This window comes from Acinetobacter sp. CIP A162 (assembly GCF_000367905.1).
Taxonomy (GTDB): Bacteria; Pseudomonadota; Gammaproteobacteria; order Pseudomonadales; family Moraxellaceae; genus Acinetobacter; species Acinetobacter lwoffii.
In genome coordinates, this window is sequence record NZ_KB849158.1 from 101,974 (window position 1) to 117,741 (window position 15,768).

The 15,768-nt window shown below is 42.0% G+C and carries 14 protein-coding genes; 3 read left to right on the forward strand and 11 right to left on the reverse strand.

Annotated features, from left to right (window positions below):
* Positions 1–35: 35 nt before the first annotated feature.
* The 4 genes from F995_RS03110 to F995_RS03125 form a co-directional block, all read right to left on the reverse strand.
* Positions 36–305 carry a hypothetical protein gene (locus F995_RS03110; protein ID WP_004645372.1) on the reverse strand — a complete coding sequence of 90 codons (270 nt, stop codon included), beginning with the start codon at positions 303–305 and terminating at the stop codon, positions 36–38.
* Positions 306–489: 184 nt separating this feature from the next.
* Complete coding sequence (locus F995_RS03115) at positions 490–1,191, reverse strand: IS1 family transposase (RefSeq protein ID WP_004282341.1); 702 nt, start codon at positions 1,189–1,191, stop codon at positions 490–492.
* 119 nt (positions 1,192–1,310) lie between these two features.
* Positions 1,311–1,670 (reverse strand): hypothetical protein, encoded by a 360-nt coding sequence (locus tag F995_RS03120; RefSeq protein WP_004645374.1) that lies wholly within the window; start codon positions 1,668–1,670, stop codon positions 1,311–1,313.
* A 113-nt stretch (positions 1,671–1,783) separates the two neighbouring features.
* Entirely contained in the window at positions 1,784–2,218 is a 435-nt protein-coding gene (locus tag F995_RS03125; protein ID WP_004645375.1) for an I78 family peptidase inhibitor, read from the reverse strand.
* A 350-nt stretch (positions 2,219–2,568) separates the two neighbouring features.
* Between F995_RS03125 and xseA the strand changes: the two genes are divergently transcribed.
* Entirely contained in the window at positions 2,569–3,840 is a 1,272-nt protein-coding gene (gene xseA / locus F995_RS03130; protein WP_004645376.1) for an exodeoxyribonuclease VII large subunit, read from the forward strand.
* A complete protein-coding gene (xseB, locus tag F995_RS03135; RefSeq protein ID WP_004278752.1) occupies positions 3,830–4,024 on the forward strand; it encodes an exodeoxyribonuclease VII small subunit in 195 nt (64 codons plus the stop codon). The genes xseA and xseB overlap by 11 nt, the downstream gene beginning before the upstream one ends.
* Positions 4,025–4,254: 230 nt before the next feature.
* Here the strand turns inward: xseB and F995_RS03140 are convergent, their stop codons facing one another.
* The 7 genes from F995_RS03140 to F995_RS03165 all read right to left on the reverse strand — a co-directional run bounded on the left by F995_RS03140 (position 4,255) and on the right by F995_RS03165 (position 14,273).
* Positions 4,255–4,455, reverse strand: coding sequence for a hypothetical protein (locus F995_RS03140; protein ID WP_004278753.1), 201 nt, complete (start codon positions 4,453–4,455; stop codon positions 4,255–4,257).
* 652 nt (positions 4,456–5,107) lie between these two features.
* Positions 5,108–5,395, reverse strand: coding sequence for a hypothetical protein (locus F995_RS03145; protein WP_004278754.1), 288 nt, complete (start codon positions 5,393–5,395; stop codon positions 5,108–5,110).
* A gap of 159 nt (positions 5,396–5,554) precedes the next feature.
* Entirely contained in the window at positions 5,555–5,695 is a 141-nt protein-coding gene (locus F995_RS16755) for a hypothetical protein (RefSeq protein ID WP_004645377.1), read from the reverse strand.
* 157 nt (positions 5,696–5,852) lie between these two features.
* Positions 5,853–6,122, reverse strand: coding sequence for a hypothetical protein (locus F995_RS03150; protein WP_004278756.1), 270 nt, complete (start codon positions 6,120–6,122; stop codon positions 5,853–5,855).
* Positions 6,123–6,431: 309 nt separating this feature from the next.
* Positions 6,432–6,635 carry a hypothetical protein gene (locus F995_RS03155; RefSeq protein WP_004278758.1) on the reverse strand — a complete coding sequence of 68 codons (204 nt, stop codon included), beginning with the start codon at positions 6,633–6,635 and terminating at the stop codon, positions 6,432–6,434.
* A 325-nt stretch (positions 6,636–6,960) separates the two neighbouring features.
* Positions 6,961–11,481: a translocation/assembly module TamB domain-containing protein gene (locus F995_RS03160; protein WP_004645378.1), complete on the reverse strand. Its 4,521-nt coding sequence runs from the start codon at positions 11,479–11,481 to the stop codon at positions 6,961–6,963.
* 35 nt (positions 11,482–11,516) lie between these two features.
* Positions 11,517–14,273: an autotransporter assembly complex protein TamA gene (locus F995_RS03165; RefSeq protein ID WP_004645380.1), complete on the reverse strand. Its 2,757-nt coding sequence runs from the start codon at positions 14,271–14,273 to the stop codon at positions 11,517–11,519.
* A 174-nt stretch (positions 14,274–14,447) separates the two neighbouring features.
* Here F995_RS03165 and F995_RS03170 point away from each other — a divergent pair, with 174 nt between their 5' ends.
* Positions 14,448–15,767, forward strand: a complete 1,320-nt coding sequence (locus F995_RS03170; protein ID WP_004645381.1) for an MFS transporter — start codon at positions 14,448–14,450, stop codon at positions 15,765–15,767.
* Position 15,768 lies beyond the last annotated feature (1 nt).

Below are 15,768 nucleotides of genomic sequence, written 5' to 3' on the forward strand. Positions count from 1 at the left end.
TGTTGCCTGATTTGAAGTTAAAAAGATACTCCACCTTAGTGTACAGTGGTCGAGTTTAAATACTGCTGATATGAGTCTCGGCAGCCTTGGAATTTCACCACGCATTCATCTTCATAGGTGCTACTGTGATTATTGCTGGCAAAGGAAATATCAACCTGATAAAGCTTTTTATCTTGTTCTAGTATCTTCTTTAAAACGACTTTGTCACCGACGCTGAGTACATAGCGACTGCCGCCAATAATGACCACGCCCTCTTCATCTTCCAGCAGCAGATCAGAATGATGCAAATATCTTACGACTTCCATATTGTGCTACTCCTCGGTTAATTGGAGTTAAATTCATTATTCAATATAAAGATAAGTATTTCTATATTTTAGATTTAGAAATTGTCACAACGTGTACATTTTGCTTAAGCTATTTTTATTATTTAGTCTTTTGAAGATGCTTATATTTAAATACGTTGGTGGTGTTTCAAAAAGTATGCTGGCATTAAACGAATCCATTATTGATATAAAAGAACACTAAATCAAAGGCTTTGAAATGATTTTCAAGCTTTTTGGAGAAGTTGCAGCTTCTCCTAAAGCCTCGCCTGATTCGATGCCGTAATCGACAATTATTGCCTTCTATACCCACAGTGAAAAATTTACCAATCAACTGTTTGCATTCTTTAAAGGTCGTAACAAAGCTATCCCAATGGTCACTTGATATACATGTATAGCTTACACCTAACTGCTTCAATTTTAATTTAAGTCGTTTTGCAGTGGCTAAATCTCGGTTACCCCATACATAAGCAACAATTTCACCTGTTTCTCGATGATAGGCATAAATTAGCCATTGTTTATTTTGCTTATGACCAACAAAAGTCCAAAACTCATCTACTTCAAGGGTTTCATAATGACTTTGCTGTGCTCGAAGTTGATATTTTGATTGGCTAAGTGTCCGTAGAACTTTACCGATACTTACTCTTTCAATTTCTGCTATATCCCTGACACCACTGCCTCGCACCATGAGGTGTAATATTTTGGTTTTGATACCTGAGTGACAGCCTTGATAACTGAGAGCATGATCACCAATAAATTGACGTCTGCATATTTTACATTGGTAATTTTGCTTACCATCTACTTTTGTGCCATTTTTCTTTATACTGTCACTTAGGCAGGCTGGACACTTGATTTCTAGAGTTATTCGCATTTCTCTATTTTATCAAAATCCAACCTGCTTTTTTTCAGCATACTTTTTGAAACACCACCAATACGTTTAATGGGAAATATGGGTTGGATAATTTTATCCAGATATAAAAAAACCGTTCCTTAGAACGGTTTGTAATCTGGTAATTCATCATGCGGTGTCGCAATACACTTTGCAGTAAATTCAGCGCGGACTTTTTCACGGGCTGCTTTTACATCTGCCTTAATCTCTTCGGCTGGAATTGCATAGACTTCATCAATAATATTCAGGATAAAACCTTTGGTGGTTTCGTCGTCGATCTTGTTGGCATGCTCGATTGCTTTTTCTTTCTCAATCGCATTCTGACGATCCAGCATAATGGTACGCGCCGCATTACCGACACTTCGACAATAACCTTGCCACTGCTCTTCAGGGGTTAAGGGTTTCTTCTCGGCACAACCGGCAAGCGCCAGCATAAACGATAAAGCCAATAACTTTTTCATGAATTTCTCCTTCCGAGGGGCAATATAAAAGATCGGGGAAGATTTGTCATTTCAAAATGCCAGTTGTAATGAATTAAAAAAAGCCCATCAATGGGCTTTTTCATTTTGTGTAATTAACCGCATGAAGCCTCGATAATCTTTTTACTTGCAGGATCTACAGTTACAGTCACTCGTTCTTCACGATAATCCATCGTCACCGCTTGACCCGGTTCGACCATACGTACGATTTGTGCCTTAGTTTTCTGCTTGATTTGCGCTTCAGTCAAATTGGACTGACCGACCAACGCTGTCGCCTGATCAGCAATACATTTAGGTTGATTCATATGCAATAATTCCCACTCCTCGACCACCTGACCATTCTTTAAATGGCAATATCCCACCTGATCATTGCTTTCAGTACGAATTTCAAGCTTGCCACCCTGATTGACACAATAAGCGCTTGCAGGATTCGCTGAACCTATTTTAGGAGCTTCCGTCTCAGATTGCGGCGTGGTGGTACATGCGCTTAGAGCGACAGCCAGCAAACCGAACAGCATTGTTTTTTTCATGAGAGCCTATTCTTCTTCAATAATTCTTCACCAATTTAGCATATTTCCTTGTCCTTGCCAGACACAAGTCTGTGTACATTTTTAACCGTACTTTTTCATTAAAGAATAGAAATAGGACCTTTGTGAATTAACGACTTCAACGCTATAAATTCTCTCAATGAACAAGATAAACAGAAGAGAAGAACCTCTCCAAAATACGAAAATCCCAGACGAATCGCCTGAACTAAGTGATTATGCATTTCAATAGCATTGCATTGTCATTACACAAATCAAATATGACTTCATTTTTAGATTTGTGATCTGTGCTGGATTGATTTAATATTTGATTGAATTTTAAACTTTCTATTGGCATGACAAACGACCCTCAACTCTCCCTCAAGGAATATCTTGCTACGGTTCAGGAAGTAGTCAAACTCACTTTCGATACACCAGTATGGGTCAAAGCCGAGATTCGTAATCTAAGCATTAAAGCCGGCCATTATTATCTGGAGCTGGCAGAAAAAGAAGCAGATAGCGATCAGGTGATTGCCAGTTGCCGAGCGACCATCTGGAAATTTAGTGCCCAGAAAATTGTCACGCAGTTTGAACGTGAAAGCGGAATTGAGTTAAGTCGCGATCTGAAAGTGCTGATTAAAGTCAAAGCCAATTTCGATCCGCAATATGGCTTTTCTTTAAATATTGTCGAGATTGATTCGGGCTATACCCTTGGGGATATTGCCCGGCGTTATCAGCAGATTGTTGAGCGGTTGGCGACTGAAGGACTGATTCAGCGCAATAGAAACTTGCCCAGCCCTTTTGACCTGAACCGGATTCTGGTGATTGCTCCCGAAAATGCAGCAGGCCTGGGAGATTTTAAAAAAGATGCCGATGCACTGCAGCGTGCGCAAGTGTGTGAGTTTATCTATTACAGTGCGACTTTTCAGGGAAATACTGCCCCGCAAAGTATTATGTACAGTCTGGCACAAGCACTTAAACAATGGGCACAGACTTATAGTACAGCACCGGATCTGATTGTGATTATACGAGGTGGTGGCGCAGTCAATGATCTGGCTTATTTGAATGATTATGATCTGGCTGCACTGCTTTGCAAGCGTTCGGTGCCGGTCTGGGTCGGCATCGGACATGAAAAAGACCGCACCATTCTGGATGAGATTGCGCATCGCTCCTTTGATACTCCGAGTAAAGTCATTGCAGGAATCCGCAATCATATCTTTGAACTAACCCAGGATGTCCTGAATTATCTACAGCGCATTCAGCGTTTATCTCAGCAACAGATTCAGGCTTATCAAAATCAGAATGATCAATTTTTGAAACTGATTCAAAGTCTGGCCAATAACCAGATTATGGATGCGCTGCAACGTCTGCAACAGATCAAGGCCAATACTGCCAGTCTGGCCCAACAGCATACCCTGCTCATCAATCAACAGCTCGATGCCCTGATGCGGGAAACGCTACTACAAAATCCTAAACATGTTTTATCCAAGGGTTATGCCATCGTGCGCCAGCAAGAACATATGGTTGCCTCTATTCAACAGATTCAGTCCAGCGATCTGGTTGAAGTCGAATTACATGACGGCATTTTTTCAGCACAACTTATACAGGTACTTCCTCATGAATCATGATACTTTGAGCTTCCAACAAGGCTATGACATCTTGAAAAAGAATGCGGAACTGCTCGAATCTCAGCAAGAACCGGATATTGATAACTTGATGAAAATCGTGGAAGAATCCATGACTGCCTATAAAGCTTGCAAGGCCCGGGTTGAAGCGGTTCAAACTGCTTTAAATGAGACGTTTAACGATTAATTGCACCCCATTTTAAATATCTTATTAGGCTATTTTGCTAGATTGAATTGACATAAAAGCTCTCATTAATGAGGGCTTTTTTATTAAGTGAAAAAAAATCATTTCAATGAATAATTAAATTTTCTAGATGGGGTTTTTGATAAATCCGCTCAATTCCATATGGGAAAAATTGTATTTTCATTCTCATCCACCAGACGATAAAAAAGCCCAATATTAAATTGGGCTTTTTATTACTCTTCAACTTCTATCGGATCACCGTCTTCAGGGCGAATATGACGCGTCCCATCATCCGCAGGATCAACACTAGAACCATCTTTGGTAATAGCATTGTACATTTCATCCTCTTTCTTATCATCGATAAATTCTTCATCTTCGAAATCTTGAGGTTCACTATCGTTGTCGAAGTTTAAAGGCTTTTCTTCATCTATCATGGCGATCCATCACTTATTTAACTAATAAAATATCATGCTCAAATATTTGAAAGATTCATTCAATAGTCAACGATGATCATTTGTGTAACTGAATAAACACAATAGTCATTGGAACATTATTTTCTACCGACAAAAAAAATGCCTCCTTAGGGAAGGAGGCTGAAATTGGAAAGAAACTACAGCGATAGAATCTATTCATGCATTATATATAAACTTATAATTTATACATTAGCATAATATTACATTAATTTTTCAATTAAAAAGCCCACTTACTTTTTCAAATAAGCGGGCTAGTGCTGTAGTCATTTTCTTCATATTATTTGCGTTTTCTTGTTTTCGCAAAACGAATATAGCACTGTGAATTTACCAATAAAGTATAGAGAGTATTAATAAACTGTTTTCTTACATTTGCTTTAAGTTACTTTTCGTTCAATAAGCTATACATATTAAAAAAGCCCATCTTTCGATAGGTCTTCCCCTTTTCACTTTTGCGCTGATTCAGGTATGTTGTCAAAGTGAGCAACGACTAGAGAATAAGCAAGCTATTGATAAAAATATATAAATACACCATTAACATATAAAAAAATTATAGTTTTATAAAAAATAACTATACTTGTTGAAGTAATTGGCGATTTTAGCTTTCAACGACACCTTATAGCTGACTTAATTTGCTAGACATATAAGTTAAAAATAACGTCTTATCCTGAAAATCAGGCATTTCAAACACCCAAAAAATGTAATTTTTAGATCTCAATTTAAGTTTTACATTCACGGCCTTTACTTGAATTATTACATCCTCATGCTGCATTTCTGCGAATAATTCTAAAATCAGCGCAAAGAATCTCAGTTTGTTGACTGTGTTGTATTTTGTTGGTTTATATATTCTCAAGGCTTCAGAATATATAAGCTCGCACCATTCATTTCCATCTTCATCATCCATTAGCTCTCATTTAATTATTTAAAATAGATCACGAGGTAGGTTTATAACATGGTGGCTATAATTAAACTGCTTTTAATCTGAATATTAGAATTATAAATTTTTAGAAAATAAAAAAGCCCATCTTCCGATGAGCCTTTTTGGAAAATATATCGTGAAGAACTAAGCTGCAAATTCTTGCAGTACAAATCGTTTTACACTTTCATCAAAGTCAGGTTTTGAAAGAGCAAGCTTGCCATTTTTCATAGTTTTATAACAATAACTCGCTGCTACTCCCATACCAACCAAAGTCAACAACTTCATTGCTCACCTCTTTACTGGGAAGATTTGAATATAAAGTTATCATTCAAATTTGTAGTTTTCCAACTCAGTTTCGATTGTTTTCTGTACTACATGTTAATGAATGTATGAATAATAAATGAAAACCTGCCGCATGATGCGTTTGCTTAAAGTCCTTCAACTAGTGGTTAATTTGCGTATCTATCCAGTTAAGGAAATTTTCCTTATTACTGAATTCTGGCATAGACCCTAAATTTATAGTCTCTTTAGCCCCAAATTTTCCAGCGACAGTATTCGGTGCTTGAACTCTGAAATCCAGAGGATCACTTTCATGTAGAGTTCTAAAATATTCTACCGCTTTATCAAATTCACTTTTATCCTTAAAACCTGGTCGTTCCTTTAAAAAGTCATAAACTTGTTCTAGAGCTGATAGATAATTATTTTTAGGCATTCTGTTTTCTCTAAAATGATGAGTTTTATGATGAAGACCTATTTTGAATGAATAATGATAAGAATATTCCCTTATTTCTTAGAGTTTATGTAAATCATGATGATTTGAGAGTTAAATCCAAATTCTGGAATAACCTGATAAAAAAATGAGCGTAAACATACACTCATTTTTACTACATTTTCTAGTGCATGCTTAACTGACTGGCATTGCTTTAAAATAAGGCCTGTTTTTTTGAACTAAGTGCAAATGCCGGCTGCTCTATCAGCAAAGATTAGATGCACTTTAAATGCGCCAGTTTAAGGTTCAAGCCTAATTAACGCTATGAATATCAAGTTCATCATTGGTGGTCAATACAACAGAAGCCAAAATTGGGATGCCCAAAATGAAAGGTACAGCGAAAATCCATAGAACTACGGTTACGTCCGGTTTAAAGAAAAATTGAATGGCTAATGCAGTCAAAATAAGTACAGAAAATAGAATCGCAGCAAAACGGATGATAAATTTAGTCGACATGCGAAGATGCTCTTATGCGTGAAATCGTATTTTCAATATACACCTATTTTTATTATGGGTTTATTGATTTTCAGTCTGTTATTGCATGTTTTAATTGATTTTCTATATGTGATAGCTGACTTATGCGACGAGCAGTTTTCTTCAGCATAAAAGCTAACCCTAAATTCTTTCTCTACTCGCGATTTATTGTCGTATATGTATAGAGATTGGATTCAGACATCAATGCTTCTGCTGGCCTATAAATCAATCTACTTTATAGCCAATAAAATCTTTGTCCTGTCTCATCATAAAAAAGCCCTAAAATTTTAGGGCTTTTTTATTCGGATTAGAATCGCCAGTTATAGAACAAGTCAATCGCACGTTCTAAAGACTGACTCGCTTCTAAATACAGACGCTGATTTACCTGATAACGTAAAGTCAGCTTATTCACCGGTGTAAACACGCCGACTCCATAACGAAGATATAAATCAGGCGTAATATAACCAGTCACAGAAACCTGGGTATCATCTCCTGTACCTTGGGCATCCAGAGCTAGACCAGTTAAGCCAAAACTGCGCCCGATCTGGTTGGTCAGTGCGCGGGTGCCACCCAAGCCCAGACTGATCCCCGCAGCAGCGATCGTATTATTTACATCAGATCTAAATCCTTCAGCCTGGCTTAAACCAGATACACCTTCATTGACACGACCGGTAATCAAGGCATTCAAGGCTTCCTGTTCTGACAAGCCCGCATCATTATAAATCTGAATACTGGGACTCGATGCAGTCCCTGTTACGCGCACTCCCACTGTACTACCCTGAACCGATTTATTGGCATCAATGTCCAGTGTCGGATTGGTGAGTTCACCATTAAAACGTGCGATAGCACGATTCAGGTCCAGACTTTGGCCATAGGCTTCGATTTTTACTCGTTGTGATACCCCGATTGCACCATTGGCACGCATTGCAGTTTCCAGACCACGCTGTGACAGATTGACTCGACCTAAGAGTGGAATACGACTGTCAAAGCCTTGGAAAATCACCTGGTTCCCTAAAGAAACAGCGACATCTGCCCGGATATCCCAAGGACGTGCCGACTTCAAGATCGCCAGCTGATCATCACCTTCACGTACGACCCGTACATCTGAAGATAAACCGACTACAGGTTCTGAGGCTTCAGGCATTGAAATCAGCGCACGCGGTACATCAACTGTGCCACTCAGACTCAGTTTTTTATTAAATGGATACATGTCCAGAGTCAAATCAGGTGTCACCACAGCAGTAATTAATGGGGCCTGACGAATCAGCAGATTGTCACCTTGCAGTTTTAACTGCACTCGCGGATCGCCTTTCCAGTCGACCGATCCGGTTAATTTACCCACACCACGACCACTGTTAAATGCGCCATTGATGCTGGCCGAATTCTGACGTATGGATGAATAGAGCTGTACATTGGTCAAATTCACCGGTAGGGAGATCATGCTGATTGAAGCATCTTTGACACGAACCTCACCTTCAAGCAAAGGATCCGTTAAAGTTCCGCTAATTTTTCCGGCATAAGATAAAATCCCGTCCAGATTACGGATGTCCTGAATAAATGGCTTAAAGACTTTGAGCCGTACCTGGTTAAAGGCAATTTCGCCACGCATCGGTTTACTGTCACGGTATGGATCAATGATGACATTGGCATAGCCGGTTCCAATATCTGGTGTTTTAACATCTAGCCGAAGTTGCAAGCCATCTGCCACACTTTTTGCCACCAGACCGACTTCATCATATTTCAGTGTAGAACCCAAATAATCCGGATCTTCAGAAGATAAGCCCACCACACCATTACGCGTCACCAGACGTGCGTCAATTTTAGGTTTGGCACCTTGCGCCCAGGCAGCCTTGGCATAACCATTGACTTTACCCGTCAACGCCAATCCATCAGGCAAGAATGCACTGAAATCTTCCAGATCAAGGTTTTGGGTAATAAAAGAGGCACTGCCACGGTTTTTGTTGACCCGAATCGGCTGATCAAAACACAACTGGCTTTGCTGACTCATCCAGCAATGAGCACCGATGAACAGATCCGATTGAGCACTGTTATAAATCACGGCTGCATTCTGACGCTGTACCAGACGGGCACGTAAAGAGTCGAAATCACCTCTTTGAATTTGACCCAGCCAGTTATTCTGGGCATTAAAACCGCCGGCAAGCTGCACAAAGAATTCGGACAAGCGGTTTTCGGCCTGCACTTTGAGAATGTGTGCAGCACGGGTACCGGCCAGTGAGATCTCACCACGTACAATCTCGCGTGAACCGCTACGCAGACGATCCATGGTTGCAGTCAATAAGGTTGGTGTGCTTTGCGATGTCGGCAACTGGCCGCGAACACGAACTTTCTGCACGCTAAACAAGTTTTTAAAGGCAAAATTATCAATAGACAGGTTAGCCGAAGCCTGTAAGCGAGGCTGTGCCTGCATATTGATATAGCCCTGCGCCCGACCTCTTAAGCCTGGATACAGCTCAAACAGCGCCGGTGCATTGACTTTGAGTTGCAGATTCTGCGCATTACCAGTCGCCTGAATCTGGTTGCTGGCATAAGACAGGAACAAGTTATTGGCTTCAAACTGCTCTGGGACAAAACCACGCTGGTTTGAATTAATGATGACCGATAAATTACCCTTGCCACGTACCGGTTTGTTATTCAGCATACCGGCCAGATTCAAGCGTTGAATCTGAATGCGTTTTAAGGCATCTGACCACACCCCTTGAGTTTGCACATTGCCTGACAATTCACCTTTCAGTTTGGCATTAAAATATTGCGGCTTAAAGCGGATTAAGGATGCGTTGATATCCCAGCCAATGCCATTCGCCAGATTGACCAGACCGTTGGCATTAATCTTGCCAGCCACACCATCATGACGAAATTCATTTATCTTCAACATTTCTGGTGTGCCTGAAACGCGCAGTTTCAGCATACCCTGACTGGCTTTAAGCTGGCTGGCATTTAAAGCACCATCATAATTGACCGCATAACCTTTAAAACCACCACCCGCTTTTTCATTATGGAATAACAAGGCAATGGTGCTGTTTCCGGTCAAACGTACGGTTTCATTTTGCTCCGCTAGTCGTCCGGTCAGGTCGACACTATTCAGTTTAATAATCTGCTGATTCGGTTGCGCATAACCATTGGCTTTAACCTGGCCATTCAAACGATCTACCGGTGAAGCTGCGGCAATACTTTGAGTATTCAAATTTTTGGCATTTAATACCGCGGTCCATTTTAACTGACGTTTTTCCTGTGGCAGTTCAATCCGTGCATTGCCGCTTAAGCTGCCTGCTGCATTGGCGCTGTAATTAAAGCTTGGGACATTCAGGATATTTTTGTTCAGATTGAGCTTGGCTTGGTACATACCTGCAGGCAGAAGTCCTTCTTCATGCTGCTCGACTTTAGTGGCCACATGAATATTCTGCTGACCTTCAACCAATGCCAATTTAACATCGCCAGACTCACTGCTGAGCCAGCCCACATAAGGTACGGCGCGATCAATATTTTTCCAGGCAACATCCAGCAGCATCGGCTGCGCTTTATTGTCTTTGACCGGGTTTTGATCCAACTTCAGCTTCCAGCTTTCATAACGGTCGAAATCAACCAGTCCAGTAAGGTGCAGGCCATTTTCCAGGTTACCCGCAGAAGCAATATTCGCATCCAGACTTGGCGGCAAGAAATCTTGTACGACTTGCGGAATGCGCTCATGTTTAGGATCAATCCCGTTCAAACGCCCAGCCAGATCCCAGCTGACCCGATCTTTCCAGCCCACTGTCCCGGCAAGGCTAACTGCGCCTTTCATCAACTGACCATTTAGGTCGGTAATATTCAGCTGATTGACCAGATCGGTATACATCACCGCACTATACTGACCTTGTGGAATATTTTCCCCAATCAGGTCAGTCTGGACGTTCAGGTTCAGACGCTTGATATCGCCATTAAACTCGGCAATACCGTCTTTGGTAAACAGTTTCTGTTCGGCCAGAATAGGCCAGTGATAATCCTTGAACTTCAACTCGCCGCGCATCGGTACCTGAGGACGCATCGGATGCACGATAACCCAACCCGTTAATAAATCAGGTGTATTGGTCGCTACGCCAGCCTGAATCGTGTCCAGTGTTCCGCGTGCCCGCACCTGAATATCATGAATATTCAAGCTGTCTCTTAAAGAAGGCAGATTGACGATGCCTGTGGCATCTAGAGGATATTTGCCTTCAAACTGCATTTTACCCGTGGCTTCACGTACCGACAGATAGCCCATGTCCATACGGGAATCTTCAAAATTTAATTCGGTACCAGACCAGAGTGCCTCATTTAGTTCAATATTATAGAAATCGACTGCATTGGTCTGGGTTTTAATCACCAGATGATCGAGTAATAGATGATCAACGCGCAAGATAAAAGGCAAACGGATAGCATTAAACTTGAACGGTTCGCCCGTTGAAGGTCGCTTGTTAATAATTTGCAGATTGAGGACATCGGCTTCAGTCAGATGAATTTCTTTTTTGACAATCGCGCGCCAACCCAGCTTGACATCAGCACGATCAATTTTGACATCGACTGGTTTCAGGCTGACCAGCACATTTTTAAGAATAATTCCGCGCCATAAATTGCCGCCTTCATATTCATATTGAATAATTTGCTGGCGTTCCAGCACCTGATCCAGCAGAAATTTACTGCCCTGATTGGTCGAAAACAGTAGAGCCAACACAGACAGCAGAAAAATCAGCGAAAAAAGCACCGACAATAGGATGCTTCTGAATATACGGCGCTTTTTCGGCACAACGCTATCTTGTGGTTCTTGTTCTGGCTGTGGTTGGTTCTCGACCATGATCTACCCAAATAACTATTTTTTAAAATGATGTTTTATAACTGTGATCCAATAAAGAAATGTAAACGAATCGGATAATTGTCATCAGACAGTCCAGTCGCAACATCTATACGTATTGGCCCAATCGGTGAAGCCCAACGCACACCCACACCCGCGCCATATTCGGTCGGATTACTGAATTCTTTATTATAGGCATTTCCGGCATCTGCAAAGACCGCAGCACGCCAGCCTTCCTTAAACTGATAATTATATTCTAATGAAGCCACGCCCAAGGCCTGACCACCTACTTTAAAACCGTCAATTTCCGGAGAAAGGCTCTTATAATCAAAACCGCGGATACTCTGGTCACCCCCGGTAAAATATCTCAGGTTATACGGCACTTTGGCAAAATCTTCAGTAAAGATATAGCCTGCATCGGCACGACCCACAAACTGATGGTCTGCATTTTCACCCAATGAATAGATAAACCGCCAACCTGCATTCACAATGGCCATATCGGCATCAGAGAGTAAAGCCTCACTGCCCAGTTCAATCTTATAGGTCTGCTTAAAACCTTTGGTTGGGTTGACCCGACGATCGCTCTCGGTACGTGAAACTTCATAACCGACTAATAGCGATTGCTGCTCATCTTCGGTATTAAAGCGAAAAGCTTCTGGAATCTGGTTAAAATCGACAGAACCATCCTGCTTCAAACGATCCAGACGATAACGTGCGCCAAAAGTCCGCTGCCAGCTACCACGTGGATTCTTGATAATCCGGTCTGCACCTAAGACTGCCGATTCAATCAACAGGCCTTCACCCTGTGCGACGCCTTCACGCTCTTCACGCTCATAACCACCCACAATACTGACATAATCATTCAGCGGATGGTGATAGGGAATATTATAACGTCCATCAATCGACTGACGGATGCCAGATAACTCCATGTTGGCATCAAACGAATGTCCGCGCTTGTTCACAATGGCACGACGATATTGACCACGTAAGCGGATATCGGTATCTGTGCCATAACCCAAACCCACTTCAGCACTATTTAAACGGTCTGCATTTAAAGTCACAATCACTGGAATCTTTTTCTCTTCCCGTGCCTGTACTTTTAAACGGTCCTGTTCATTCTCTTTGGTTTGCTGCTCAACCCGTAAAGTTCTTAAATTTGCGCTTTCCTGATCGCGGCTACCGGCAAACTGGTCTTCATCTACGACATTCTGGGTCACTTCCTGAGAAGAGGATACCGAGCGAGCTGGTTGCATAGTAGCAGCCTGATCTTCAGTCCGTTTCTGTTCTTCAATCAGGCTTTGAATATCGGGTGCCAGTTCCAGCTCTTTATCAAGCGGATCAGGGCGAATCGCATCCACCAGAGTATAGTTAAAATAACGTGAGTTGGTCAGGTTATTGGCCAAGCCATTCACCCGCCAGAAGGTATAATCTGCACCATCTGTCCAGGTGACCAGACTTTCCAGTACGTCTCGATCCAGCGGAAATTCCTTTTCAGGATCGCTCATTCTGAACTCGACATTGCCTAATTTATAACGTTCACCCGTTTCAAAACGCAGATTCACATCGGCGGTGTTTTGTGGCTGAGCAATCTTTACATCATGCAGACGCCAGAATGAATCAAAATAACCATTGTTATTGGCTGCTGTGGTAATGCGTGTCTTGGTTTTTTCATAATTGCCATGATTGAAAATATCGCCTTCTTCCTGTTCAGGTAAAAGACTGATGACCTGGAATTGCGGCTGTTCGGCGCCCTCTCCAGTAAATTCAATATTTTGACTGCTAATCAGGACAGGTTCATTCGGGGTCACAAAAACCCGAACCCGACTGTCAGAGAGTTTTTCAAATCTGAACTGAGCATTATAATAGCCCACCGCTTGCGCTGCCTGTCTGGACAAGGTGCGTAATTGCGGCAAAGCCGAATTAAAGTCGCCAAAAGACTCTTGGGTAAAACTGGATAATTTGGCTTTGACATTATTTCTTAAATTCAGATGGCCTTCAGGCACATCTTTACGATTCAGCATACCGTTACTTTGCGCCACACCTTGCCCATTTATGATCACCACATCTGCACTAATGCGGGGAACTCTTGCGGTCATGATCTGACGTGGAGGACGGATTTTATAAAATAGTCGTTTGAACAGATTCGGACGTTTATCATCCTCAGCGACAAGCTGACCTGGCACTTCTGGCAAGGTCAATCCGGCTTCATTATTTTGTACAATAATCTGGCTGTCAGCCTGAATCGATTGCATCAACTGATCGACATTAACCGGCGCCTGATTGATTTCCAGCAGTTCTTGCTGGCTGATATCGGCCACCACCGTTTCGCTGGTCTGAGTATTGCGATAGTTTTGTGCTTCCTGTTTGGCTTGCTCGGCTACCTGGTAAATTTCATTCGCCATGTTCTGATCAATAGTCTGTACTGGCAGATCTTCCAGATCATCAAACTCGATCGGCGTAAATTCACCCAGACCAGATCCTGCATTTTGCTGTTGTTCCAGCATCAACATGCTGTCAACTGGTACTTCCGGCTCCAAGGCTTCTTCGATTTTTTCTTCTGCTTCAGTTTCAGACGTGGCCACCCCCTGACGAATCGCTTCTTTAGATAGCTCGTCCACCATTTCTGCCTGAGAAATGGCTACGGGTGTTTCTGGCTGTTCGGTTTGTGCCATGCTCTGATGGGATAACATCATAAAAAAGATGCTCATACACAGCTGCATACCACTATGCTGTGGTATGAGAGGCCCCATACTGCGATTTAGCATCGTTTTTTTAAAATTTTTCTTTGCAGGCATAGCAAACTCTAAACGAATACATTCTTTAATTGATTATTTGACCGAAAAATATAAGCTAAGGAGCTTAATTAATTGGTTTTTACCTTTACATGGCTGAAAGTATCTTACATGATTTTTCTCAATGTTTACGCATAACTGACATTTCTTAATAAAACTTAATGTAGCACGGCCTATATGAACAAAAATGAACATTTGTTAGCTTCTCGGCGCTTTTTACCGATGTTTCTGACGCAGTTTTTTGGTGCATTAAACGATAATGTATTTAAACAGGCGTTACTGCTGGTCATTACTTATGGCTGGATTCAACAGCAATCGGCCAGCATCAGCACTTTAAATAATCTGGCGGCTTTACTGTTTATCTTGCCCTATTTTATTTTTTCAGCCACGGCCGGTCAGATTGCCGACAAATACGAACGTTCACAGCTGATTCGCTATCTCAAGCTTCTGGAAATTGCCATTATGTTGCTGGGAACTGTCGGTTTCCTCATGGGCAATTTATGGATTCTGTTATTTGCCCTGTTCCTGATGGGCACCCATTCCACTTTCTTTGGCCCGATCAAATATGCGATTTTACCTGAAGTCCTGAAACCGAATGAACTGATGTCCGGCAATGCCCTGTTTCAGTCCGGAACTTCTCTGGCAATCCTATTCGGTATGATTCTGGGCGGTGCAGTCATTGCAGCTTCCGCCGGCAACCTGATCTGGATCAGTTTAACCGTCATCAGCATCGCCTTGATTGGTTATATATCCAGTCGCTATATCCTGAAACAAAGTATTCCCGCGCCTGAGCTGCAAGTTGACTGGAATTTCTTCCGCACCAGCTTGCAGACCTTGAAATATGCCAAAAGCTTACCTCTGATTTTTACCATTTTACTGGGCAACTCATGGTACTGGTTTTATGGTGCAACCTATCTGACCCAGATTCCTCAGCTGACATTACAAAATCTGCATGCATCTGAAAATGTCGCCAGTCTGCTCTTAACCTTTTTTTCTGTCGGAATTGGTCTGGGTTCATACTTATGCCGTAAAATTGGTGGCAGCCAGGTCAATATCAAGATGGTGCCTTTTGGCGCGATCGGTCTGGTGATCTTTGCCCTGTATCTGGCCGCGAGTCTGGCCTTTGTTCCGGAGCGTACAGGTGCATTAATCGGCTTGGCAGATGTCTTTCAGCAAGGCTGGAGCTATTATCATGTGATGCTGGCCGTCACCTTGCTCGGAATAAGTGGTGGTTTTTATATTGTTCCGCTCTATGCGATGATGCAGGCGCATTCGCCTCGCTCACATCGTGCGCGGGTGGTTGCAGCAAATAACATTTTGAATGCCGTTTTCATGGTATCTTCTGCTATATTCTCGATTATTATTTTAAGTGTTTTAGAGCTTGATCTTAAAATACTTTTTTGTATTACCGCAGTATTGAGTGGCCTGTTTACCTTATGGCTGCTTTTCCGACTCAAACCTATGATCAAAACTGCGAAAGCACCCTTGGAGGATTAAT

Coding starts and splice junctions, on each gene's coding strand:
- F995_RS03110 (WP_004645372.1), bottom strand. CDS start 305: ATGGAAGTCGTAAGATATTTGCATCATTCTGATCTGCTGCTGGAAGAT.
- F995_RS03115 (WP_004282341.1), bottom strand. CDS start 1,191: ATGCGAATAACTCTAGAAATCAAGTGTCCAGCCTGCCTAAGTGACAGT.
- F995_RS03120 (WP_004645374.1), bottom strand. CDS start 1,670: ATGAAAAAGTTATTGGCTTTATCGTTTATGCTGGCGCTTGCCGGTTGT.
- F995_RS03125 (WP_004645375.1), bottom strand. CDS start 2,218: ATGAAAAAAACAATGCTGTTCGGTTTGCTGGCTGTCGCTCTAAGCGCA.
- xseA (WP_004645376.1), top strand. CDS start 2,569: ATGACAAACGACCCTCAACTCTCCCTCAAGGAATATCTTGCTACGGTT.
- xseB (WP_004278752.1), top strand. CDS start 3,830: ATGAATCATGATACTTTGAGCTTCCAACAAGGCTATGACATCTTGAAA.
- F995_RS03140 (WP_004278753.1), bottom strand. CDS start 4,455: ATGATAGATGAAGAAAAGCCTTTAAACTTCGACAACGATAGTGAACCT.
- F995_RS03145 (WP_004278754.1), bottom strand. CDS start 5,395: ATGGATGATGAAGATGGAAATGAATGGTGCGAGCTTATATATTCTGAA.
- F995_RS16755 (WP_004645377.1), bottom strand. CDS start 5,695: ATGAAGTTGTTGACTTTGGTTGGTATGGGAGTAGCAGCGAGTTATTGT.
- F995_RS03150 (WP_004278756.1), bottom strand. CDS start 6,122: ATGCCTAAAAATAATTATCTATCAGCTCTAGAACAAGTTTATGACTTT.
- F995_RS03155 (WP_004278758.1), bottom strand. CDS start 6,635: ATGTCGACTAAATTTATCATCCGTTTTGCTGCGATTCTATTTTCTGTA.
- F995_RS03160 (WP_004645378.1), bottom strand. CDS start 11,481: ATGGTCGAGAACCAACCACAGCCAGAACAAGAACCACAAGATAGCGTT.
- F995_RS03165 (WP_004645380.1), bottom strand. CDS start 14,273: ATGCCTGCAAAGAAAAATTTTAAAAAAACGATGCTAAATCGCAGTATG.
- F995_RS03170 (WP_004645381.1), top strand. CDS start 14,448: ATGAACAAAAATGAACATTTGTTAGCTTCTCGGCGCTTTTTACCGATG.